The following is a 23,621-nucleotide window of genomic DNA, read 5'->3' as shown; positions in this document are numbered from 1 at the left end:
ATACTACCCTTATGATTCAGTCTGTTCGCCAAACCTACAACCAAGCCTTTAGCCCGGAGCAATACCGGGCTTTTTTAGCGAAAATAGATACCGATCTGCCTGGCCAGCTCGATTTTCGCGTTGCCGAAACGCCCGTTTTCGTCCCAAAAGTATTAACAGACAAACTTTTGCAAGCCTGCAGCGATATTATTGGGGTAATTACCCGCGATGATTTCAAAGCATTGACCGAGAAAGCCATTCCAGCGGGGCAGCTTGTACCAAACGAAGATGAGCATACGCAGTTTCTGGCCGTCGATTTTGCCGTCTGCCACGACGAGCAGGGTGAATTAACCCCACAGCTTATTGAATTACAGGGCTTTCCGTCACTGTACGGCTTCCAGCCATACCTAGCCAGTCTGTTTCGCAGCTTCTACCCGATCCCCGAAAGCCTCTCGCATCTGTTCACGGTTAACACCAACGCCGAGTATCTGGAACGTCTCCGTCAGTTGCTGGTCGGGGATTACAACCCAGAGGAAGTGATTCTGCTGGAAATCTACCCGGAAAAGCAAAAAACGCGGATCGACTTTGTACTGACCGAGAAACACACGGGTGTTGGGCCAGTTTGTCTGACGAAAATCCGGAAGGAAGGTCGGTCGTTATACTACGAAAAAGACGGTCGTCAGATTCAAATCAAACGGATTTATAACCGACTCATTTTCGATGATTTACAGAATTTCCCAGATCTTGAAACAGACTTTCACCTCACCGACGATGTGGATGTGGAATGGGTCGGGCATCCAAACTGGTTTTTCCGAATCAGCAAATACACCCTGCCGCTGTTGAAAAGCCCTTACATTCCAACGAGTTATTACCTTTCCGACCTGACCGATTATCCCACTGATCTGGAAAATTACGTGCTGAAACCCCTGTTCTCATTTGCGGGCAGTGGCGTCAAACTGCACATAACCCAGGCCGACCTGGATGCGATTCCCACCGATCAGCGCGACGGGTACCTGCTCCAGCGCAAGGTAAAATACGAACCCGTCATTCAGTCGCCAGATGGGCTGGTCAAGTGCGAAATTCGTATGCTGTTTATCTGGCCCAAAGCCGATCCGAAACCCACCCTCATCACCAATCTCAGCCGTCTGAGCCGGGGCGAAATGATTGGGGTCAACTTCAATAAAAACAAAGATTGGGTTGGTGGCTCTGTCTGTTTCTTTGAGAAATAAGGTTTAGTTTTTAAACGCAAAGGCGCAACAGATTCGCAGAGACCACTAAGGTTTTGCGTTCTTTGCGAATTCATTGTGTCTTCTCGTTTAACGATAATTTTCTATGGACCCTCAACCAGTTTCTCTTACGGAAAAAGCATTATTCGATCTTACCGATAAAGTAGCCATCATTACCGGAGCCAGCAAAGGCATTGGCGAAGACATAGCCCGCGTATTTGCCCGCTTTGGAGCCAAAGTCGTCGTTAGTAGTCGCAAGCAGGATGCCTGCGATGCACTCGCAGCCGACATTCGGGCACAGGGTGGCGAAGCAACGGGCATTGCTGCACACGTAGGCGATTCTGACCAGCTCAGGCAATTGGTCGAAAAAACCATTGCCACCTACGGCGGCATTGATATTCTGGTAAATAACGCGGCCTCTAACCCTGTTTTTGGTCCTGCTCTGGAATGCGACGGTGGTGCTTTCGATAAAATTATGCAGGCGAATGTAAAGGCCCCATTTGAACTGAGTAAGCTTTGTTACCCAAGCATGAAAGAACGAGGGGGGGGCAGTGTAATCATGATCAGCAGCATTGCCGGACATACCCCCGACCCTGGCCTGGGTATCTACAGCGTCAGCAAAGCATCGCTGAATATGCTTACCAAAGTACTGGCCAAAGAATGGGGAACAGATGGCATTCGGGTCAATGCTATTTGTCCCGGTCTGATAAAAACCAAATTCAGCCAGGCGCTTTGGCAAAACGAGAAAATACTCGACCATTTCACCAAACGCCTGCCTATTGCCCGCATGGGTAACCCCGACGAAATCAGCCCATTGGCGCTATTTTTAGCCTCAGATGCGTCGTCTTACAGTACGGGCAGCTTGTTTTACGCCGATGGCGGCACGGTGATTTAAGAACGCTCCTCTAATACATCTCGTATTCGAAGGCAGTTATAACTTTTCCAGGTCCAGGTGTAATTATCTTTGTTAGCCTCCCATATGAATCATATTCGTAATCATATTGGGCAAATATTATATTGTTTCTATTGAACGTATTACTCTGATAAAAGCTATTCTGCTTAAAGGTATACCCATTAAACGTATCAGGATCGGGCAGACCAGTAAACAATCCATAAAAAGGATTAGGTTTATCATCAAATTGATATGTACGGGTAGAAACTAGCTCCGTCTCTCCTGAATATGTAACTTTTGTCTTTTTTATAGCCGCTACATTCCCGTCTTTATAGCTATATTCATAAATAAACCCATCACCAAATACATCATTAAAATCGGTTACTCTGATTGGCTGCCTATTACTTCCATATTGATACGAAATGGTTTCTTTAGCTAGCCTATTATCATTGGCATCTGGAGAATCTATCCTATATTTTATAAGTGAAATATTGCCATTGGCGTCATATTGATATGTATAACTGCCGGGATATATAGTCCCATGGCCAGTTCCATCAGGCTGCTTTTCCATGAGGATTAGTCTACCCCTGGCATCATATCGAAAAACAGTTTTATAATACAGGTCATAGTTACTGGTCTTTCGTCGATCACTATAGGCCTTATCCATACTGCTCAATCGACCGTTACCAGAATAATAATACGTGTCTGTTAAGTATTGTTGGTCACCTTGCATAGTAACTTTTTTTATTCGAAACTGGGCTCCTGTTGGTAAATCATCTTTGCAGGAAATGAGAAGGATCAAACTTACTAAAACAGGAAGCCAACGTACAATACATGTTTTCATAAACGCACTTATAACAGTTTGACTAAGTTAGTGCAGATATTAGCCCTGGAACGAGCCTTTGACGATTACTAAAAATTTCAGCCATTATAAATCTACTAACGAACATACGTTAAAAAGGCAAAACAATGCAACCACCTATTGAAACGCGTGAAGTGTGGCTACGTGGGCCACTTGCCGATATGCCTCCCTTGCTTCAGCCGATTGCTCATGCGCTGATGCAGGCACAGGAGGAACTTCACATTCTTATGCAGGATTTCCCAGACAATTTGCTTTGGGAACGCCCTGCGAATGTTGCCTCTGTCGGCTTTCACTTACAACACCTGACGGGTGTACTGGATCGACTCCTTACCTATGCCCGTACCGAAGCCCTTTCGTCTGAGCAGTTAGCCGCCTTAGCCGCCGAAGGGAAGCCAACAGCCCCGATACCAACTGTTCAGGAGTTAGTGCAACAGTTTGATGTGCAGGTTGATAAGGCACTTACTCAGCTTCGAGACACAAAGGAAGAAACGCTAACCGAAATTCGGGGTGTTGGGCGGGCGCAATTGCCTTCTACCGTGATTGGTCTGTTAACCCATGCTGCCGAACATACGATGCGGCATATTGGACAACTATCTGTCACTGTGCGAATTATAATGCATTGAACCGATAAGACGCAACAGGCGCTGAGAAACGTGAACATATTGAGTCCATAACTTCCTTGCAGTTCCATCTACATGAATCATCCAGATTGCTTAACAGTTTAAGCGGTTTTTAAGTTACTCTTTATCGGCGTTTCATCCGAGCGACCGATTTTTCAGCAGAAAAGCTCATCAGAAGGTGGGTCTGTTCACTAAAACCATTCTTAAACTTATGAAAACGTCCGTTTGGGCTGCCTGCGTGGTAGCTGCTCTTTGCGCTAATACGGCTTTTGCCACTCCTTCACAGGATAAACCCGTTACCAAAACCACAACGACGACAACCGTAAAGAAAACCACTCCGGTCAAGTCAAAAACAATGACTAAGTCGGTTCATAAAAAACATGTAAAGCAAAGCACGGAATAGCTTATCATAAACAAAAAAGCAGCCCACTTAACGTAGGCTGCTTTTTTGTTTTCAGGCCATCCTTAAAAAACTATTGGACGGATAAAATTTTAAATTCAGTGCGTCGATTTTGCTGGTGCTCGCTTTCATTACAGTTTACTCCATCGACGCAACCATTGAGAATCTCCGACTCTCCATACCCACGAGCGACAAGCCGATTCGCCGAAACTCCCCTTGATACCAGATAGTCCATAGCAGCCCGGGCACGGTTTTCGGACAAACGCAGGTTATAAGCATCTGTAGCCCGGGCATCTGTATGCGACCGAAGTTCAATCTGCATTTGTGGATATTCTTTCAGGATAGCCAGCACATGGTCAAGTTCGTGGGCAGCGTCGGCCCGGATAAAGAACTTGTTCAGATCGTAGTAGATGTTTTTGAGCTGGAATACATCCCCTACTCCATATAGTCCCAGCGAATCGGTAACCACCTTAGTTTTACGTTTGGCTTTACCGTATTGCGCTTTTTTGGTTGCATAACGATCTTTCTGTGCAGTAATGGTGTACGGTGCATTCGGTTTCACATCGAATTCGTACCCCCCATCCGGGCCAGTCATTACCGTCTGTTCGGTTTTATCCTTCTCATTCCGAAGCGTCACCCGAACCCCTTTAGCAGGCTGCTGATCCACTTCCGTTTTAATGACCCCTTTCACCAGCGTATTCTCTGACCGTTCAAGATAAATCGATACGTTCATGACGGGTTTGGGCGACTGAGTCAGGGTTGAGAACCGAACACTGTTCATAGCATACCCTTCTTTAATCGCTTTGAATTCGTATTCAGTATTGGTATCAACGCATAAATCTGTTCGACCCTGCACATCAGTTATACGGAGGTCCTGGTTCACTCCATTTCGCATAATCCGAACATCCGCATTTTCGAGGGGTGTATTCGTTTTAGCATCGTACACCAGAATGTTAAGCTGTTTACAGGTACGCCGGAACGAATAAATATCATCGTCGCTCACGCCCTTTTTCCGGTTGCTGCTTACATAGCCCGACGTACGATTCTTATCCGTAATAAACCCAAAATCATCTTTTTCCGAATTGATCGGTGCCCCTACGTTCTGTACGCCTTTATAGGCAATTCCATCCTTAAGCTCAGCGACAAATACGTCCAGCCCGCCCAGCCCTTCATGACCATCCGACGAGAAGTACAGGTTATCGCCTTCGGCAACAAAGGGGAACATTTCATTTCCCTCAGTATTGATCTCCTTACCCATATTTACGGGCGTACCCCATTGGCCGTTATTAAACTCAACGACATAAATATCGGTACCACCGTATCCACCCGGCATATCCGAGGCAAAGTACATTTTAGTGTTGTCGGGGGAGAAGGCCGGGTGACCTACAGAGTATTCATTACTGTTGAATGGCAACTCCTGAATCTCGACCCATTTACCATTTCGGTTCACGGAAGAGTACAATTTCAATTTCCGTACACCGTCCGAACTTTTTCCAGCTTTTCCCTTGCTTGTGTTGTTCCGGGTAAAGACAATAAAGTTCTGATCTTTGGTAAATGTCATTGGACCTTCGTGGTACTTCGTATTAATAGTACGGCTGAAAATTTCCGTTTTACTCAACTTCGTTTGTTCAACAGCCGGATCTGCAGCACCGGGTTTTGCATCGCTACCTCCGCCCAGCACAGCCGAGTTACCGGGTCGCATCAAATCGGCTCCCGGCACACGAAGCTGGTTGGTATCCGGGTGAAAATAAAGGTCCAGAAAAGGTGTCTGATTCCAGTTAAAGACTCGTTTCAACACGCCTGACTCATCCCGCGCCGATACGAAAACCAGCCCGTTTTTGTAGTACATCGGGCTAAAATCAGCCTGTCGGGAATTGATTGGAAGACTATACATCCGGTATGATGACGAGTCCTGATAAAAGCGGCTCATATCCATGTATGAAACCGTAAAACGACGCCCTCGGAGGTCCTGAGACTGTTTTTCGCCATATTGGCTATACATTTTCTGGGAATCCCGATACTTGCCGTTGGCCGCCAGCGCCTGTGCATAGTAGAGGTACACTTCACTATCGAGATCAGTGTAGTCTTTTACCAGCTCTCCATAAACCCGCTCAGCATTACGGGTATCCTGTAGTTTTCGGTAGCTATAGCCTAACTTAATCAGGGCTTCACGAGTCTCGGCGGGGTCTTTCTTTCGGTCGGCCCGCAGAAACTCCTCGTACGCCCGCACTGCGCTGACATAACTAAGATTGTCGAACTGCTTATTAGCCGCTCGTAGCCGCGCACTTTGTGCCTGAGCAGTCAGGCTCCAGAAGGCCAGTCCTGCAATGATTAGGACCTGTACAATTCGGTTCATGGTGTTAGTACATTAATAGAAACTTTGGGCTCGCCCGAAAGCTATCAAATAAGATGCCAACTTTTTATCAACTCATTAAAAGCTAGCGCAAAACAGGCCAACTTTTCACCGAACACCAAAAAAATACAATTTAATATAACTAACACGACTTACCAAATCGTTTACTAAGCAATAACTAACTGTAACGTTTTCTTCGTTTCGGGCACAATTCGAAACCGATGGTCGATTCGGCGGCCAATTACCCAGGCAATCTGTCCGTCAGTCAGCATCACCAAAACCTGCTCTCGTTCCGCACGGGTCACTTTAAGATCATTCAGAAAGTCACTTACTAGTTTACTCCCTTGGAGGCCCAACGGTCGGAACCGATCGCCCAATCGCCACGAACGAATCGTAAGAGGAAAGTTGATTTTATCGGCATCCAGGCAGGCAATAGTTGGAACTGAAGAGGGTCGATAATCAACTGGTCTTTCATCGAGTACCATCCTAAGCGTTTTACCATCAGGAAGCAGAATCGGTTCAGCAGGCACTTCTGACAATGTTATTTCATAATCATAGTGATCAGGCAACGGTTCAAGTAATAACCCAGCCCGCTCATGCACTACCCGGTGTGTACCCGACAGAAATACCTGTCCGACTTCCTGATCAAGTGCTTCTATCATTTGCTCCACCTGAGTTTCTGTAAAGCCAAACCGTTTAAGCCACTCGGTCAACCGAAAGGACAGCTCGGATACGTTGTTCAATTTGTTCGTAGGGAGCAGGATCGCTTCGCCCTGTAGTTCGGCTATCTCCTGCCAGGAACGGTTTAGTTCGGCTTTCATCAACTGCTCAGCTGCCCGGAGTCGTTCAACCGTGCGGGGTACTGTTTGCCACAAGGCGGGGTTTATTCCTGCTAATACCGGTACCACATGATGGCGAATCCGGTTCCGAGCATACTTATCCTCAGGATTTGAGCTATCTTCCCGATACATAAGATTTTGTTCCGCCAAATACGTAGCCAGTCGATCACGGGTAGTAAACAGGAGTGGGCGCACTACATCATTCTGACGACTGGCAATACCATGCAAACCAGCCAGACCTGTACCACGCGTTAAATTGAGCAACAGGGTCTCAAGAACATCGTTTTGATGGTGTGCTGTTGCCACACAGGCGTAGGAGAACTGCTGAAGCAATTCCGCAAACCAATTGTAGCGAAGTTCCCGGGCTGCCATCTGAATCGAAATCCCTTTTTCGGCGGCAAACGCAGCTGTCTTGAATGTGGTAAGATGAAACGGAACCCCATACTGTTCAGCCTTGTTTTTCACAAAAAGCGCATCGGCATCGGATTCATTGGCCCGTAAACCAAAGTTAACGTGGGCAATGGCAAATGGCTGACGAATGCGATGGAACAGTTCGGTCATCACCATTGAATCAAGCCCACCGCTTACAGCCAGCAGCACCCGGTCGGTCGGGGCAAACAGGCGGTTGTCGTTAATAAATGCTAAAAAGTCCTGTTCCAACATCCGGTGTCGGCCTAATGCCGTAGTTTTGTCAATATGATTCGTTTATTCGTTCGTTTGCTAATGCTGGCCCTGGGGTTCAGTTTACTGGCACCATCTGGTAACGTTCTGGCGCAGGTCGCTCCTACTTCATCTACGGCTTCCGCCGGTGATAAAGTAGAGTTATTCCACGCCGATAGCCTGGTTGTGCTTAACGTTCCGGGCCAGGTGGTGCGCAAACTCCATAATAACGTGCGGTTACGGCATAAAGGTGTCCTCATGTACTGCAACCTGGCGGTTCAGAATGTGACCATGAATATAATTGAGGCTTACGGAAATGTCAGGCTCATTCAGGGAGATACCATTTCGGTGAAGGGCGATACCATGTTTTATTATGGCAGCACTCGTCAGGCCAATATGCGGGGCCACGTAACCATGCGCGATCGTAAAATGACCCTGACTACCGCACAGCTCGATTACAATATGGTATCGGGTATTGCGCACTACCCCACTCCGGGTCGTATTGTCGATAAGGAAAATACGCTAACCAGTCGGGAAGGGTATTATGATACGCGCACCAAGTTATTTACGTTTCGTCGGAATGTTCGACTAGTCAATACTAAAGGTATCCTGACAGCCGATTCATTACTGTACAACTCTACTTCACGCATTGCTACCTTTCAGGGCCCAACGCGCATCACCAATAAAGATGGGGTACTGACAGCCATTGCGGGTCAGTACAATACAACGACCGGAATCTCCAACTTCGAACGTCGGGCTACCGTCGAAACACCCAAATACCGCCTGACCGGCGACTCCCTCTATTACGATAACGCAACCGAACTCGGTATCGCCAAAGGCAAGGTCATTATGGTTGCTAAAGATCAGAAAGCGGTTATTCTGGGTGATCACGTCCGATACAATGGCAAAATAGGAATTTCACGCGTGACAGGTCATGCCGTGGCGAAAAGTATAGGGAACGAAGCTTCTAAAGACACCCTCTTTTTGCGAGCCGACACACTGTTCTCCTTCGATAACAAAGTAACCAATACACGTCGTCTTCTGGCTCATAAAAACGTTTTCGTTTATAAATCTGACCTACAAAGCAAATGTGATTCTCTTATTTACGACACGGCTGATTCGACTATTTATTTTTATAAAAAGCCGGTTGTCTGGAGCCAGAATAAATACCAGATGGAAGCCGACTCGATGCGGGCTTTGCTTAAAAACAATAGAATCAATACCCTCTTTTTAAAGACAAAATCTTTTGTTATTTCACTGGATACTCTAAAGAATTTTAACCAGATAAAAGGGCGTACGGTTACCGCTTATTTTACCACAAAACTAGTCTCGACAGATACGCTTCCCGACGCTCTGGCAAACAGTAAAACCGACCCGAAAAGTACGATTAAAGCTACTAGTCCAGGAAATAATTCAGCCGTTGCAACGAATAGCCTGCCTAAACGCGTACTAGAGAAAACAAGTACAGTACCCACCTCAAAAACGGCAACGCTACAGGAGCAAACCACGCTTGAGCGCGTCATCGTTGATGGCAATGGCCAAAGCATTTATTATGCACTCAACGAACAAAATAAAATGATTGGGTTGAATCACGTTGAATGCAGCAAAATGAACATTGAATTCAACGATAATAAAGTCGGCCGAATTCGATTTTACGGGCATCCGGATTCACAGTTGATTCCGCCCAAAGAAATCACAGGCGAGGTGCAGGAGCTTGACGGGTTTCGCTGGCGCGATGCCGAAAAGCCAACCAAAAATCAGGTTCTCTGGCTTGAAGTTCCGCCAAAAGAGCAGCCAGCGGTAAAAAAACCATTAAAAAATAAGGGTCAAACTAAACCTTTGGCTCAAAAATTGGTTCAAAAAGCTAATAATTGACCGTTTTAACAATTTTTTAGACGATACCCCGTTGACTTTGTCTTTTGCGGTGAATAGGTTTGTGTTGAATACGTGTGTATCTGAAGGAGACTTACATGAAACAATTTATACTTATTGGTGTATTGATGGGCTTGCTGACGGCAACGATCCCGATTAGGGCGCAGGTAGCGCTCCGGGATTCGGATGCTCGGAAAGGAAGCCGACTCGAACTGGGTCGAACATCATCACCCCAAAAAACCAGTTCGACCCGCTTACCATCACAACGCTTTTCGATGGTTCCCAATCCGAGTTTATCTGGGCTCGATCGGTCGATAACGCTTAACAAAAATAGCGCCATTAACGAACACTATCGGTCACTGTTGCTGCCGAAGTCGGGTTCTAAGTCAGCCGCTCGGGCAAGCTCAGCAGAAAATGCCCCAGCCTCTACACCCGAGCTGCGCGTTGCCGCTTCTCAGGAAATAAAAGCCGACAGCCGATTGTTCAACAGCGAGAAGCTCTGGGTTTCGAATGCGTATCCGAACCCGGCCGATGATGTCGCCGAACTCGACTATCAGTTTGCCGGAACTGGCTCAGAAGCGAAGTTGGCGCTGCTAAATATCCTTGGAACGCCCGTGGCAGGTTATGAGCAGATCGAACTCGAACCGGGCAATCGAAAAGTACGGATTGTGACACGGCCACTGGATACAGGTTACTATCTGTACCAACTCACCGTCGATGGTAAGAAAGTGGCAACCAAGCGGTTACTCGTCCGGCATCAGTAAACCCAAACAGCATTTGTTAAAATAATCTAAACAGCCGTATCTGTTGATTATTTTTGGCACTATCTCAGGCTGTACCGTCGTTAAAACGGTGTAGCCTGTATTTTTTTTGTATCTTTGCACGCATATGCAACAACGTCATTTCGGTAAGATTCTGCTAGGTATTTGCGTTATGTTTTTACTGGGCTCGTGTAGTCCATTCGCAAAATTGCAGAAAAGTGGTAGCGACGATCAGAAGTATAAAGGCGCTCTTGAATATTATGCTAAACGCGACTGGTATCGGGCTGGTCTATTGTTTGAGGAGTTGATTCCCGTTCTGAAAGGAAGTAATGAATCAGAGATGGCGCAATTTTATTACGCCTATACCCAGTTTCATCAACAGCAATACCTTCTGAGTGCTACGCTATTCAAGAAGTTTTACGAAACCTTCGCCCGATCCGACTATGCTCAGGAAGCGATGTATATGTATGCCTACTCGCTATACAAAGACACACCTTCCTTTAACCTCGACCAGTCGAATACCCTTACCGCTACGTCGGCCCTACAGGACTTTATCAACGCTTACCCCGACAGTAAATATAAAGAAGACGCTACGAAGCAAATTTTAGAACTCAGAGGCAAACTGGAACGGAAAGCATACGAGAAGGCTTTGCTGTATTACAAAACAAGTGGCTTTAATATTGCCGCCTATAAATCGGCTGTAGTAGCGATCAATAACTTCCAGAAAGAGTTTCCTGATTCGGAATATAACGAAGAACTAGCCTTCAAAAAAGTAGATGCGGAGTTTAGTCTGGCCCAGAACAGCCTGGAAACAAAGCAGAAGGAACGTTATCAGGAAGCAATCAGTTATCATCAGGCATTCGTCGATAAGTATCCGAACAGCAAGTACGTTAAGCAGTCGGAGAAAATGTACGAAACCAGCCAGAAAGAAATTGAGCGCCTGGATAAACTAGAACAGGAGCGAGAAAAGGAAAGAGAAAAGCATAAAAACCAACCCGCTAAAGTAACAGCGGCCAATTAAATAGTTTACAGTTCATGGTCTACTGTTCAGAGTTAATGCTGGTACAGAAAACTAAAAACGGTAAACGGTAAACGAGCAGCTATGGCAACCAATCAATCTATTATTACCCGCAACAACGATAAAATTGCGGCCCAGACTGGTAATCTGTATGAATCGGTTTCGATTATCTCGAAACGTGCCCGGCAGATTGCCACCAAAAATAAAGAGGAGCTGAGCAACAAACTGTCCGAGTTTGTATCGGCAGTCGACAATCTGGAAGAAGTTTTCGAAAACCGGGAGCAGATCGAAATTTCGAAGTTTTACGAGCGGATGCCGAAACCAACGTCTATCGCTACCGACGAATTTCTGGAAGGTAAAGTCTACTGGCGTTATAACGACGAGCCACAGCAATAAGGCAATTATCTCGTCTGTTTTTCAAGACCGCATGGTAGATTTGCCGTGCGGTTTTACTATTTAAACCAGTCGGTAGAACTAAGGATATACACAGCTCACTATCGACTTACTGATATTATGTCTGTTGCAGGCAAACGAATTCTTCTGGGCGTAACGGGTAGTATTTCAGCCTATAAATCAGCCCTATTGACACGGCTTCTGATAAAAGCCGGAGCTGAGGTTCAGGTAGTCATGACCGAGTCGGCCAAGTCATTTATCACACCGCTAACGCTGGCAACCCTGTCAAAACGCCCGGTCCTCTCTTCATTCGTTCATTCAGCATCAGATCAAGCGGGTGATGGACATTGGAACAATCATGTTGAACTAGGGTTGTGGGCAGATGTTATAGTCATCGCACCCGCATCTGCTCGTACACTGGCACGGTGCGCCACCGGGCTTTGCGATGATTTACTGTCGGCGATTTATTTATCTGCCCGCTGTCCTGTGTTTTTCGCCCCAGCCATGGACGTGGATATGTATCACCATCCAACAACGGTCGAAAACCTTCGTAGGCTCGAATCGTTTGGTAACCACATCATTCAAGCCGAACACGGTGAACTAGCCAGTGGATTGGTTGGTGAAGGCCGACTGGCGGAACCTGAAGCGATTTTGAATACGCTGGAAGTGTTTTTGCAGGCAGTCGAAACATCCTCTCTGAAACCAGGTATATTGCAAGGAAAAAAAGTGCTGGTTACGGCAGGCCCTACGCAGGAACCTATCGACCCCGTTCGATACATTAGCAATCATTCGACCGGAAAAATGGGCTATGCCATCGCCAAAGGCTTTGCGATGGCCGGTGCTGATGTAACCTTAGTAAGTGGGCCAACGGCTTTGCCTGTACCTGCTACAACTATTGAACGTATTTCAGTGCGATCGGCACAAGAAATGTATAATGCTACGCAGGCCATTTTTAGCGACGCCGATATTGTGATTCTGAGTGCTGCCGTAGCGGATTACACACCTGCTCACCCCGCCGATAAAAAGATTAAAAAGAAGGAAAGCACATTTTCTATTGAACTGACTAAAACCATCGACATTGCTGCTACGCTCGGAAACCAGAAGCAGGCCGGGCAATTGATGATGGGGTTTGCCCTCGAAACGGATAATGAGCTAGAGAATGCAATAAAGAAACTTCACGCTAAGAATTTAGACTGGATTGTATTAAATTCACTACGCGATCCAGGTGCCGGTTTCGGACACGATACCAATAAAATCACCGTTATTGACAAAGACAACCAAACCTACGAATTTGCGCTTAAATCAAAAGATGAAGTAGCCCAGGATCTTGTCAGGCTGGTAGTCGATAAACTTAACTCTCTATGAGTCTCCGTGAACTAGATACAACGCAGACATACATTCATAGAGTCATTGTCATGAAAATACTATATGTCTTATTGGTTTTGAGTTGTCTGGTTGGTTCGGCGCGGGCACAGGAATTAAATTGCCAGGTCAATATCAACTCCGACCAGTTATTTGCTCAGCAAAAAACTGATTTTTCGTACGTCAACCAGTTGAAGGGCATCATTACGGAATTCATGAACAACCGACGCTGGAGTAACGACCAGTTTGCTGTGAATGAACGAATTAACTGCTCGATCAATATTAACCTGGTTAAATCCCTGACACAGGGCGTGTTTGAAGCTACGGCTCAAATCATAGCGACCCGTCCCGTTTATGGCACCAACTACGAAACCACTATTTTCAGCTATGTAGACCGTGCCTTCAACTTTGTTTACCTGCCTACAACGCCCGTTTATTTTCGGGAAAATCAGTACTCTGATGACCTGACTTCCCTATTGGCATTTTACGCAAATGTCATTCTGGCGGTCGATTATGACACGTTCAGCAAGGAAGGTGGTACGCCCTTTATCCAGCGGGCCTATACCATTACGAACCTGGCCCAACAAGGCTCCCCAAACGGAGCGTGGCAAGCCGGTGGTGACCGACGTAACCGATACTGGCTTATTGAAAATATGCAAAATCAGCAACTAATTCCTTTTCGCGATGGTATGTACACCTATCATCGTCAGGGCCTTGATATATTTGCAGCTAATCCGGTTCAGGTTCGCAAACAAACGCTTGACTTATTGACCACGATTCGGACAATTGGGCTGCAACTTCCTAACTCGGTATTACTCAATTCGTTTTTTGACGCGAAGTCGGAAGAATTGTATAATATTTTATTCGAAGGGACGTCTACTGAACGCCAGAAAGCCTTTGATTTGTTGTCCTATTTAGACCCGGCCAAGACCGAAAAATACCGAAAACTAGTGCAGTGAGCATACTCACACAAACTGTCCACTGTTAACTTCTTATAGATTTTGCTTTCGCATTTACTAATAAAAAATTACGCACTGATTGAAGAGCTGGAACTCACCCCCGACCGTGAGCTGAATATCATCACGGGCGAAACGGGAGCTGGCAAATCCATCATGCTGGGTGCTATCGGTCTTTTGCTGGGCAATCGAGCCGACACCCGTGTACTGTATAACCCTGAAAAAAAGTGCGTTATCGAAGGCACATTTGGCGTTTCAGGCTATGCAATCGAACGTATTTTTGACGAAGAAGAACTTGATTATTCCAATACCTGCATCGTTCGTCGGGAAATTAGTGTCAGTGGAAAATCGCGGGCCTTCGTCAACGATACCCCCGTTAATCTGGAAACCCTTCGCCGGGTAACAAGCCAGATGATGGACATTCACTCGCAGCATGATTCGGTTCTGCTTGGTTCCAATGAATATCAGCTCGAGATTGTCGATACATACGCCCAGAACGACGGATTACTTAGAACATACCGCTCTGATTATCAATCCTACCGAACCAAACGAACGGCCTACGACCAACTACAGGCCGAAGCTTCGGCCATGCGTAAAGAGTTCGACTACAACAATTTTTTGTACGAAGAACTCGTCAAAGCCCAGTTACAACCCGACGAACAGGAAACCCTCGAACAGGAACTAACGATCCTGGAAAACGCAGAAGAAATTAAGGAACGGCTGCAACTGGCCTACGAATACCTCGATAATGCCGAACAGTCGGTCATCGATTTCCTGAAAAGCACAGTTAGCAACCTGGCTTATATCAGTAAACTGTCGGACCAGTATGAGCAACTCCAGAATCGAGCACAGAGCAGCCTGATCGAACTGCGGGATTTGGCCGACGAAATCAGTACGGAGCAGGACCGGGTGGAAGTTGATGATACCCGTGCGGAAACCATTCGCGAACGGCTGAATTTGATTTATCAACTCCAGACCAAACACCAGGTAAAAGATGTGGATGGGCTTATTGCACTGCGTAATGAGCTTGAAAAGAAAGTGAGCAAAGTACTCAATCTGGATGATGCACTAGCCAATGCCAAAGCCCAGGCTTCGGCCGCCTACGCACAACTTCAGATCAGTGCCGAAGCCTTGTCGGAGTCCAGAAAAGCGGTGTTGCCCTCTATCGAAACCGAAATTGGTAGTCTACTGCACGATTTGGGCATGCCCAACGCGTCACTCAGAATAGACGCAGAAACGACTAAAGCCTCTCCAACCGGTGTCGATACGATTTCGTTTTTATTTAGTGCCAACAAAGGCGTTAAACCACAGCAGTTAAAAAATGTAGCGTCGGGTGGTGAGTTTTCGCGACTCATGATGGCTATTAAATATATTCTGGCCAGCAAGCGATCCTTGCCTACCATTGTCTTTGATGAAATCGACACGGGTGTTTCGGGTGAAATTGCTATTAAAATGGGCAACATGATGCGCGATATGGCCCGAAGTCATCAGATTATCGCTATTTCGCACCTCCACCAGATTGCAGGCCAGGGCACAGCGCATTACTTTGTGTATAAAGACCATTCATCCGACAAAACGGTTAGCCGAATTAAAAAACTAACGCAGGACGAGCGAATAACTGAAATTGCCCAGATGATCGGTGGTAAAAATCCATCCGCCAGTGCCCTTAAAAATGCCCGAGAAATCCTTAAACAACGACAAAACTAAATTAATGTATAAGGCAGGATGTATGAAGTCTGAAATATTGTGTTCATAATCAGCGAAATACATCATGCTTTTATATCTTATATCATCCCTCCTACCTACTCTTTCCCATGCATACACCGATACGTACCGCCGTTCTATCAATTGTTTATGGCGCTTTATTATTAGCCTGTAACTCAGGCGAAGAAGCTGTTAAAAAAAGTGAGAATGAAGTGCTGGCTATTCATGATGAAGTTATGCCGAAAATTGATGACATCCTGAAGCTGAAAAAACAGTTAAAGCAACGAATTACCTCACTCGACAGTCTAAAGGCCAGCGGCTCAGCCTCCGCCACGCTACGAACTGACGAAGAAAAAGAGCAGGCGACCCGCCTTGTTACCGATCTCGCCATCGCTGATAGCCTGATGATGAGCTGGATGTCGCACTATAACGGCGATACCCTTTCTAAAATTTCCTCTGAAGAAGCGCTGAACTATCTGGCTGCGCAAAAAGATCAAATTACGGATGTTAAAAAACGTGTTACAACCAGTATTGAACAGTCCCGCCAGTTTTTGGGCAAGCCTTAAAGCCTGGGCCTGTCTTCCTGCACTTGTTAGCCTACTGTGGAGTTGCGGAACGGGCTCCGATGATAAACTCCCTATTCTAGGCCAACGGGAAGCGATTACGAAAGTCGTCGACGGTAAAACCGTAACCGACTCGATTGATCATACCATCCCCAATTTCAACTTTGTGAGTCAGTATGGCGACACTGTCACGGCCAAAAATCTGGATGGAAAAATCTATGTAGCTGATTTCTTTTTCACGACCTGCCCCACGATTTGCCCTAAAATGAAGGTGCAACTCAAACGAGTGTACGACAAGTTTAAGGGTAATCCAGATGTTATGCTCCTGTCGCACACCATCGATCCGGCCCACGATTCAGTAGCGGTGTTGAAAGAGTTTGCCCAGAATCTGGGCGTCACAGGCCGCCAATGGCTATTTGTAACGGGCGACCGTGAAAAGATTTATGAGATCGGCCAGAACAGTTATATGGTAACAGCTCAGGAAGATTCGTCGGCACCGGGTGGTGTTGTACACAGCGGAGCCTTTATTCTGGTCGATAAGCAGAAACGCATTCGAGGAATTTACGACGGCACTACTGAAGAAGGAGTCGATAAACTAATGGCTGATATGGAGCGACTATTGGCCGAGTATAAATCATGATCCGATTAACTGGTTTTTTAATAGTAATTACGGTTTTTATCGCCTGTCTGTCGTGTCAAAGTGAAGAAGAAATAAAGCGGCAACGATACATTACAGAAGGTATTCTGATCTACAAGAATAATTGTGCCAACTGCCACCAGCCCAAAGGGGAAGGGCTGGCCGAACTATATCCGCCTATTGCCAAATCCGATTACCTGACCAATAAGAACCAGATAATCTGTTTAATGCGTTATGGACAGCAGGGAAAAATTGTAGTGAATGGCAAATCATATAATCGGCCAATGCCGCCACAACCGCAACTAAGCGATCTGGAGATTGCCGAACTAGCCACGTATATCTACAACGAGTGGGGAAATGAAACCAAAGTGACTGATGTAAAAACAGTCACGCCTATTCTGAAGAAGTGTGCCGAAAGTAAATGATCGTCCGTCAATAATTCGTGTAACTGGCGATTTTAAATACCCGCATCGACATTGAAAACGCCCGTTACCTTGCGGATGGCGTATTTCGTAAAGTCCTGATTGGCATCCAGACCGATACCGTAGAGTTTTTCACCCGTCAACTGGCTAAGAATCGTCACCGGCTTGTCGGTATAAACTTTCTTGGTGATGGGGTTCCAGGTAAGTTCGGGAGTGAGTAGCTTTTCCTGTTTCTGCTTGTTTAACACCTCTACATGCCCAATAACGACATAGATATCTTTTGCCTTGTCGTAACGGCCCGAGTCAGAGCGAACGGTTGTCACTTCATCGCCAGATGGCCCATAAAACACAATCTGAATGGGTTTCGGGTACCGTCGATTATCGTTTACATAGCGAAGTTGTTTGGCCGTAGTTAGCTTAACCTTGAGCATAGCGGCCTCACTGTACAATAACTTTACATCATTAATTTCCTCGATGGGGCCACTGTAGGGTTCTACTTTTTTCGCCTGCTTCGGATCTCCGCAAGCCATCAGGAAAAATGTACAATGAATAATGAATACTAAGTAACCACCCGCTTTGGCAAGTCGGCCAAACCTCACTATCCCTTGCTCATTATACCTTTTACATTGTGCATTACTCATTTAATCAATTACTGGTTTACGGAACCACCAGTCATTCAGTGAGAAGCCTAAGGCAATTCGTACGTAACGTTCCCGAATTTGATTGGCGGTCAGTACACCACGTTGGCCAGCCACAACCGATAGGCTCACATGGTTTACCAGATATGACCCAAGCGGAAGGGATAGTCCCAGGCTACCGTTGACATCATTAATTTTTAATCCACCAATCAGGTAAGGCATCTGGTTATATTGAAAACCGGCCCGGTAAGTGACCAGATCCCAGTAGCGATTCGATGTTGGTTTAGGTGTAAATTCAACACCACCCGCCACCGAAATTGTATTATGCAGATTTCCAGGCTTATTATCAGACGTCCGGTAATCACTCCACTGTTGCATGCCTACATCAACGCCTACCAGCAATGAGTTGTTCTTCTCAATGCTAATACCAAAGTTCATCTGATTTGGTAAAATGGCCTTACCTGCTGAGTTGAGCTTAAGGGTGTCGGGCGCGTTAATAGCGAGTTGGTCGGTTGTCGTTTGCTGATAAATATCGGTTTGCTGGGCCTTCACACCCGTTTGAGGTTCATAGGTTGCCCCAACATTCAGCGTCCAGTTTTCGCTTAATTTAGGGCGCCAGGCACCACCCAATTTGAAGACAACGTCACTATACGTAACTCGGTTCAAACGATTCACCAACACATCAGAACTCCCGGTATTGATGTAGGAATTGGATGAATACGTGATATTACCAAACAGGAAAGAAGCCTCCGCACCCAGATAAATATTCTTGGTTACCCGCACACCATTGGAGAACGTAGCCTTATTTAAACCACCCCGTCCGGTATACGTATATTTAGTAGGGTATATTGATCCCGGTACAGTAGACTGTTGTTCTGTTTTATAGTTTACATACGAATAAGGCTTTAAGCTTATAGCCATATTCCAGCGTGAGTTGGCCGGAAAAGCCAGAGCTAAATACCCCAGGTTACCTGCCGTGTTGTTCTGGTTCCGTAATTCGTTGCTGATATTCTGGCTAAGGCCTTTCGACTCCCCCAACAGCCCAACTTCAAAAACGGTGAAACGAGTCCGACGAGCCAACAGAGCCGGATTCTGGAGGTTCATATAAAAGGCACTGGCATTGCTAACCCCAACTCCACCCATACCCATATTGGTTACGTGAGCCGAACTGTATAGTTCGCCGATCCCCATAGCCGAATAAGGTGAATTCCCTAGGCCCTGCGCCAAACTCATTGGCGAAGTCGCAGCAACAGCCAGCAAACTAGGTATGATTATCTGGCGTATTCGCTTGTAAATTATCAACATTATAGCGTAAAATTCGATTCAACCCAATCAATACCAAGTTTGGGACTGCAAATATCGGCGGTTTCAGACGACTTTCAAAGGCGGGGCCATCTCCCCCACATAGTAAAACCACAATCTCTGGCCGTTCTGCACGATATGCAGCAATAATCCCATTCAATTCAAACATCAGTCCGTTTACCACACCGCTCTGCATAGCCGCCTGCGTATTCTTAGCCGTTAGCGCAGGCCACGCTACAGGCGCTTCAACCAGTGGCAGCCGAGCCGTCTGCTCATGCATCGCCCGAAACCGCATGCGTAGACCTGGCGAAATCAAACCTCCCTGAAACACAGCGTCCTGATCGATCAAATCGGCTGTCAGACAGGTACCAAGATCGAGCACCAGGCAGGCACAGCCTGGATACAACGCAAAAGCCCCCACTGCAGCTGCTACCCGATCGGCGCCCAGCGTATGGGGTGTATCGTACGCTTTGCGTATGGGTAATGCTGTTTGACTATCCAATACAATAAACTTACGTTGTAATCCCATGAAGCCCGTTCGGATCTCGTCGGCAGGCCGGCTGGTTGATGAAACCAGTACATGCGCTACCGGCTGATGAACAAATTCGGCCAGCAGTGCATCAGGGGTATTATAACGCGCCGTTTTTACTAGTGTTTCACCGTCGAACCAGCCGGTTTTCAGGCTTGAATTTCCCCAATCAACAACCAGATTGAGAGCTGTTGATGGATTAACAGGGTATGTATCTGTCTGCATCCGTATACGCAAGTGCAACGCTGATCGAGCGCACAAAATTTGTAATTCTTTCTGGTTTTAAGGATTTTTAACGACAATAATGCCTGATTCGGCCAGACCTTTTATCAGTTGAGGATTATGCCTGAATTGCGAATATTGCCTCTTCAAACAATGCTGAATCTTCTTCAACGCAACATCAACCCTCTCATCTTTCGTGTCGCTAGCTACAGAGTCATCGTAAACTATACTCTACAGAGGTATAAAATTAGTTGACGGCCTATAATCTTTACCTAACTAACGATAATCAACCATTCCCCCAAATTTATTCTTCATCGGTGCGGTATTCATCTCGACAGTAAACGACTGTAGCGATTCTATCATATGGTTGGCGGAAGCTACAATAATAGGACACCGTTACGGAGCATCGATAAATCTTTTCATTAAAGTACCGAATTTCTTACTGACATATTCTTGAAACCCCTATCTTTCTATCGCATTAGCTACGAGTAGCGAATCATAACCGGTAAATTAATTATTAAGCGAATCCAGCCACTCATTTTGGGTTTTCTCCTTCATTTGTTTTTCTTCGTTCTCAATCGCTAAACCAATATATCGAACGCAACAGATTTATTAACTCGGGCGTATCTATAGAAACTCAATTTTTTATGCGAAAAGGAAACAATTCATTTGAAATAACGTTCTCTTGACAAGACTGCAACAAACTATTACCTTTGTCATCATTACGAGTCGATAGACAGGGTTTAAAAAGGAATCCATAGCGACGGCAGATCATCGCCACGGCGAACCGCCATTTTCCCAGCACGCTCATAATCATCTTATCTGGCCTCCCCCAGACGGTTATAGTAGGAATCGGCAAACAATCCCAGTTTTAATGTAGTTCGAATTCAAGTTCATTACCTAAGTAAACAAATCGGTTGAGGTTAATTTGATTAATCCATTTCCCCACGCAGCCCATATGCGGTCCCTTAACTCGCCTATCACGAAAGCGGTTTCTTAAAATCAAACATCCCCAGATTCCATCATCACCGCGCAGGCGGTTCTTTTAAGGTTTATTACCTGACCTTTATGTTCAAGAAAGAAGAATTAGACAAGAAGTCCCGCGAGGAACTTCACCCCATTGCCGAGCAATTCGGTATCCGTAATATTTCCAAATACACCAAAGAAAAACTGGTTTACGAAATCATAAAACAACAGTCGGAACAACCCAGTCCAGCCGAAACTGAGGCTGTGGCCGTACCGACTGAAGCACCTAAGCGTGGTAGTCGACGTCCTAAATCAGCCGTATCGACTACTGAAGCCTCGGTCTCTACAGAGGTAACTCCTATTCCAGAAATTCAGCCTGTAGAAACTGCAACGGTTAGCGATGCAGCTCCACAGCCCCGTCAACGCGCTCGGCGTGACCGGGTTGACACAACAAAGGCGAGCACTCCCTCGGCTGAAACAACCGAAGCCGAGCAACCCGCTCCAATCGTAGAGAACACCACAACGACCACAACAGCCGAGCCTGAAACGACATCGACTGAGCCAACATCAGAGCCCTCGCAACCGTTCCGCCAGCAACGCGACACGCGCGATACTAACCCACGAAATGGTCAGTATAATCAGCAGGGGCGCAACCGGACAGAAGGTCGACGCGAAGGCGAAGAAGGAGGGAATGGTACAGAGCGGTCGTTCCGGCAGGCTCCACCCCGAAACGACCGAGACCGGAATGGTCGCCAGGACCAGAATCAGCCCCGAAATGGCCGCCAAGACTGGCAACGTGATAATCGGCAGCGATTCGAACCGAACCGGGAACGTAATGAAAGCGGATCGGGTACCAGTAATCCTCGCGACAATAATCAACGTCGTGAACCTCGCCCACGCACACCGCGCGTCGCCACGGATGAACTGACTCTGAACTACGGAGGCCAGGCCGACGACGACTTCCTGACACCAACTGTTGTTTCGGACGATACAGCACCGAATATGCAATCGACAGCCGAATCGATTGTCTCAGTTACTCCTCCAACGAGTGACCCCACCGATGCACCAACCGATATACAACCAGACCAGTCGCTACCTGTCGATGCAGGCCAAATCGCTCAGCCTCAACTGAACCAGCCAAGCCGCGAAGCCCAGGAATATCAGAATCGTATCCGACGTCAGTATAACCAGCATATTCGGGAGTTCGACGGAATCATCGACAATGAAGGTGTTCTGGAAATCATGTCCGATGGTGGCTATGGCTTCCTGCGTTCGGCCGACTACAACTACCTGGCTAGCCCCGACGATATCTATGTATCTCCTTCTCAAATCAAGTTGTTTGGCCTGAAAACCGGCGATACTGTTCGAGGTGCTATCCGCCCACCGAAAGAAGGCGAAAAATACTTTGCGCTTCTGCGCGTATCAACCGTAAATGGTAAAACGACAGAAGAAATCCGCGATCGTATTCCGTTCGAATACCTGACACCCCTGTTCCCGGAAGAACACATTCGGTTGAGTACTCGGCCCGAGAACTATTCATCCCGGGTACTGGACTTGTTTGCACCAATTGGGAAAGGTCAGCGCGGAATGATCGTTGCTCAGCCTAAAACGGGTAAGACCGTATTGCTGAAGGAGATCGCCAATGCTATTACGAAAAACCACCCCGAAATTTATCTGATCGTATTGCTGATCGATGAACGCCCGGAAGAGGTAACCGATATGGCTCGGAGTGTGAATGCCGAAGTGATTTCGTCAACCTTCGATGAACAGGCCGACCGCCATGTGAAAGTATCAAGTATGGTGCTGGAAAAAGCAAAGCGGATGGTCGAATGTGGTCATGATGTAGTGATTCTGCTTGACTCCATTACGCGTCTGGCCCGGGCCTATAACACGGTAGTGCCATCGTCGGGTAAAATTCTGTCGGGGGGTGTCGACGCCAATGCCCTGCATCGTCCGAAGCGCTTCTTCGGCGCAGCCCGGAACGTAGAGAATGGCGGTTCGCTCACCATTATTGCCACAGCCCTGATCGATACCGGCTCGAAAATGGATGAGGTTATCTTTGAAGAATTTAAAGGAACGGGTAACATGGAACTCCAGCTCGATCGGAAGCTGGCCAACAAGCGGGTTTACCCAGCCGTTGACGTACTGGCTTCGGGCACCCGCCGGGAAGACTTGTTGCTTGACAAAGAAACCCTACAACGCGTCTGGATTTTACGCAAGCACATGGCCGACATGAACCCGATGGAAACCATGGACTTCCTGCTCGACCGGATGAGAGGAACCCGCACCAACGAAGAGTTCCTCATTTCCATGAATCGATAGTTAGCATTTCCCAGATCACAAATAACTCAGCCCCCATAGGTCAGACTTATGGGGGCTGAGTTATAAAAGAGCTAATCCGTCGGCGTGGTGGCGTATTTCCTAAACAAGTATTTCCACTGGTTG

At 46.7% G+C, this 23,621-nt stretch carries 21 protein-coding genes; 15 read left to right on the top strand and 6 right to left on the bottom strand.

The features are described from left to right. Positions 1 to 11 precede the first annotated feature (11 nt). Together BGO59_RS05915 and BGO59_RS05910 are read left to right on the top strand one after the other, a co-directional pair. Entirely contained in the window at positions 12 to 1,208 is a 1,197-nt protein-coding gene (locus tag BGO59_RS05915) for a hypothetical protein (RefSeq protein ID WP_293682072.1), read from the top strand. 103 nt (positions 1,209 to 1,311) lie between these two features. Further along, entirely contained in the window at positions 1,312 to 2,100 is a 789-nt protein-coding gene (locus BGO59_RS05910; protein ID WP_293682069.1) for a glucose 1-dehydrogenase, read from the top strand. 10 nt (positions 2,101 to 2,110) lie between these two features. Here the strand turns inward: BGO59_RS05910 and BGO59_RS05905 are convergent, their stop codons facing one another. Further along, positions 2,111 to 2,941 (bottom strand): hypothetical protein, encoded by an 831-nt coding sequence (locus tag BGO59_RS05905; protein WP_293682066.1) that lies wholly within the window; start codon positions 2,939 to 2,941, stop codon positions 2,111 to 2,113. A gap of 125 nt (positions 2,942 to 3,066) precedes the next feature. Between BGO59_RS05905 and BGO59_RS05900 the strand changes: the two genes are divergently transcribed. After that, entirely contained in the window at positions 3,067 to 3,582 is a 516-nt protein-coding gene (locus BGO59_RS05900; RefSeq protein ID WP_293682063.1) for a DinB family protein, read from the top strand. Positions 3,583 to 3,790: 208 nt separating this feature from the next. Next, positions 3,791 to 3,982: a hypothetical protein gene (locus BGO59_RS05895; protein ID WP_293682060.1), complete on the top strand. Its 192-nt coding sequence runs from the start codon at positions 3,791 to 3,793 to the stop codon at positions 3,980 to 3,982. Positions 3,983 to 4,052: 70 nt separating this feature from the next. On the opposite strand, the gene BGO59_RS05890 is transcribed toward BGO59_RS05895, so the two are convergent. Both BGO59_RS05890 and tilS read right to left on the bottom strand, forming a co-directional pair. Then, positions 4,053 to 6,335, bottom strand: a complete 2,283-nt coding sequence (locus BGO59_RS05890; protein ID WP_293682057.1) for an OmpA family protein — start codon at positions 6,333 to 6,335, stop codon at positions 4,053 to 4,055. A gap of 164 nt (positions 6,336 to 6,499) precedes the next feature. Beyond that, complete coding sequence (gene tilS, locus BGO59_RS05885) at positions 6,500 to 7,834, bottom strand: tRNA lysidine(34) synthetase TilS (RefSeq protein WP_293682054.1); 1,335 nt, start codon at positions 7,832 to 7,834, stop codon at positions 6,500 to 6,502. Between the two features lie 33 nt (positions 7,835 to 7,867). Here tilS and BGO59_RS05880 point away from each other — a divergent pair, with 33 nt between their 5' ends. The 10 genes from BGO59_RS05880 (at position 7,868) to BGO59_RS05835 (ending at position 17,522) form a co-directional block, all read left to right on the top strand. Next, positions 7,868 to 9,706, top strand: coding sequence for an OstA-like protein (locus BGO59_RS05880; protein ID WP_293682051.1), 1,839 nt, complete (start codon positions 7,868 to 7,870; stop codon positions 9,704 to 9,706). A 95-nt stretch (positions 9,707 to 9,801) separates the two neighbouring features. Continuing rightward, positions 9,802 to 10,467 (top strand): T9SS type A sorting domain-containing protein, encoded by a 666-nt coding sequence (locus BGO59_RS05875; RefSeq protein ID WP_293682048.1) that lies wholly within the window; start codon positions 9,802 to 9,804, stop codon positions 10,465 to 10,467. Between the two features lie 124 nt (positions 10,468 to 10,591). After that, the gene (locus BGO59_RS05870; RefSeq protein ID WP_293682045.1) at positions 10,592 to 11,485 is read left to right on the top strand and encodes an outer membrane protein assembly factor BamD; all 894 of its coding nucleotides are present in this window, start codon (positions 10,592 to 10,594) and stop codon (positions 11,483 to 11,485) included. Positions 11,486 to 11,566: 81 nt separating this feature from the next. Then, complete coding sequence (locus BGO59_RS05865; RefSeq protein ID WP_020600056.1) at positions 11,567 to 11,878, top strand: DNA-directed RNA polymerase subunit omega; 312 nt, start codon at positions 11,567 to 11,569, stop codon at positions 11,876 to 11,878. Positions 11,879 to 11,995: 117 nt separating this feature from the next. Then, complete coding sequence (coaBC, locus tag BGO59_RS05860; protein WP_293682039.1) at positions 11,996 to 13,240, top strand: bifunctional phosphopantothenoylcysteine decarboxylase/phosphopantothenate--cysteine ligase CoaBC; 1,245 nt, start codon at positions 11,996 to 11,998, stop codon at positions 13,238 to 13,240. 50 nt (positions 13,241 to 13,290) lie between these two features. Further along, the gene (locus tag BGO59_RS05855) at positions 13,291 to 14,196 is read left to right on the top strand and encodes a DUF4835 family protein (protein WP_293682036.1); all 906 of its coding nucleotides are present in this window, start codon (positions 13,291 to 13,293) and stop codon (positions 14,194 to 14,196) included. A 42-nt stretch (positions 14,197 to 14,238) separates the two neighbouring features. Next, positions 14,239 to 15,900 carry a DNA repair protein RecN gene (gene recN, locus BGO59_RS05850; RefSeq protein WP_293682033.1) on the top strand — a complete coding sequence of 554 codons (1,662 nt, stop codon included), beginning with the start codon at positions 14,239 to 14,241 and terminating at the stop codon, positions 15,898 to 15,900. Between the two features lie 107 nt (positions 15,901 to 16,007). Then, on the top strand, positions 16,008 to 16,463 hold the full coding sequence (locus BGO59_RS05845) for a viral A-type inclusion protein (protein ID WP_293682030.1): 456 nt from the start codon (positions 16,008 to 16,010) through the stop codon (positions 16,461 to 16,463). A 34-nt stretch (positions 16,464 to 16,497) separates the two neighbouring features. After that, positions 16,498 to 17,100: an SCO family protein gene (locus tag BGO59_RS05840; RefSeq protein ID WP_293682468.1), complete on the top strand. Its 603-nt coding sequence runs from the start codon at positions 16,498 to 16,500 to the stop codon at positions 17,098 to 17,100. Beyond that, a complete protein-coding gene (locus BGO59_RS05835) occupies positions 17,097 to 17,522 on the top strand; it encodes a cytochrome c (protein WP_293682027.1) in 426 nt (141 codons plus the stop codon). Before BGO59_RS05840 ends, BGO59_RS05835 begins: the two co-directional genes overlap by 4 nt. 32 nt (positions 17,523 to 17,554) lie before the next feature. On the opposite strand, the gene lptC is transcribed toward BGO59_RS05835, so the two are convergent. From lptC to BGO59_RS05820, 3 genes are read right to left on the bottom strand one after another with little or no spacing between them, the layout of a single operon-like run. Beyond that, complete coding sequence (gene lptC, locus BGO59_RS05830) at positions 17,555 to 18,160, bottom strand: LPS export ABC transporter periplasmic protein LptC (protein WP_293682024.1); 606 nt, start codon at positions 18,158 to 18,160, stop codon at positions 17,555 to 17,557. Next, positions 18,161 to 19,390, bottom strand: coding sequence for a hypothetical protein (locus tag BGO59_RS05825; protein ID WP_293682466.1), 1,230 nt, complete (start codon positions 19,388 to 19,390; stop codon positions 18,161 to 18,163). It lies immediately after the preceding gene. A 28-nt stretch (positions 19,391 to 19,418) separates the two neighbouring features. Beyond that, on the bottom strand, positions 19,419 to 20,213 hold the full coding sequence (locus BGO59_RS05820; protein ID WP_293682021.1) for a type III pantothenate kinase: 795 nt from the start codon (positions 20,211 to 20,213) through the stop codon (positions 19,419 to 19,421). Between the two features lie 1,065 nt (positions 20,214 to 21,278). Between BGO59_RS05820 and rho the strand changes: the two genes are divergently transcribed. After that, positions 21,279 to 23,498, top strand: a complete 2,220-nt coding sequence (rho, locus tag BGO59_RS05815; protein WP_293682018.1) for a transcription termination factor Rho — start codon at positions 21,279 to 21,281, stop codon at positions 23,496 to 23,498. Positions 23,499 to 23,621 lie beyond the last annotated feature (123 nt).

It is taken from the genome of Spirosoma sp. 48-14, assembly GCF_001898575.1.
GTDB lineage: Bacteria > Bacteroidota > Bacteroidia > Cytophagales > Spirosomataceae > Spirosoma.
Note: the sequence above shows the minus strand (reverse complement) of the source record. Positions and strands in the feature narration are given on the sequence as shown.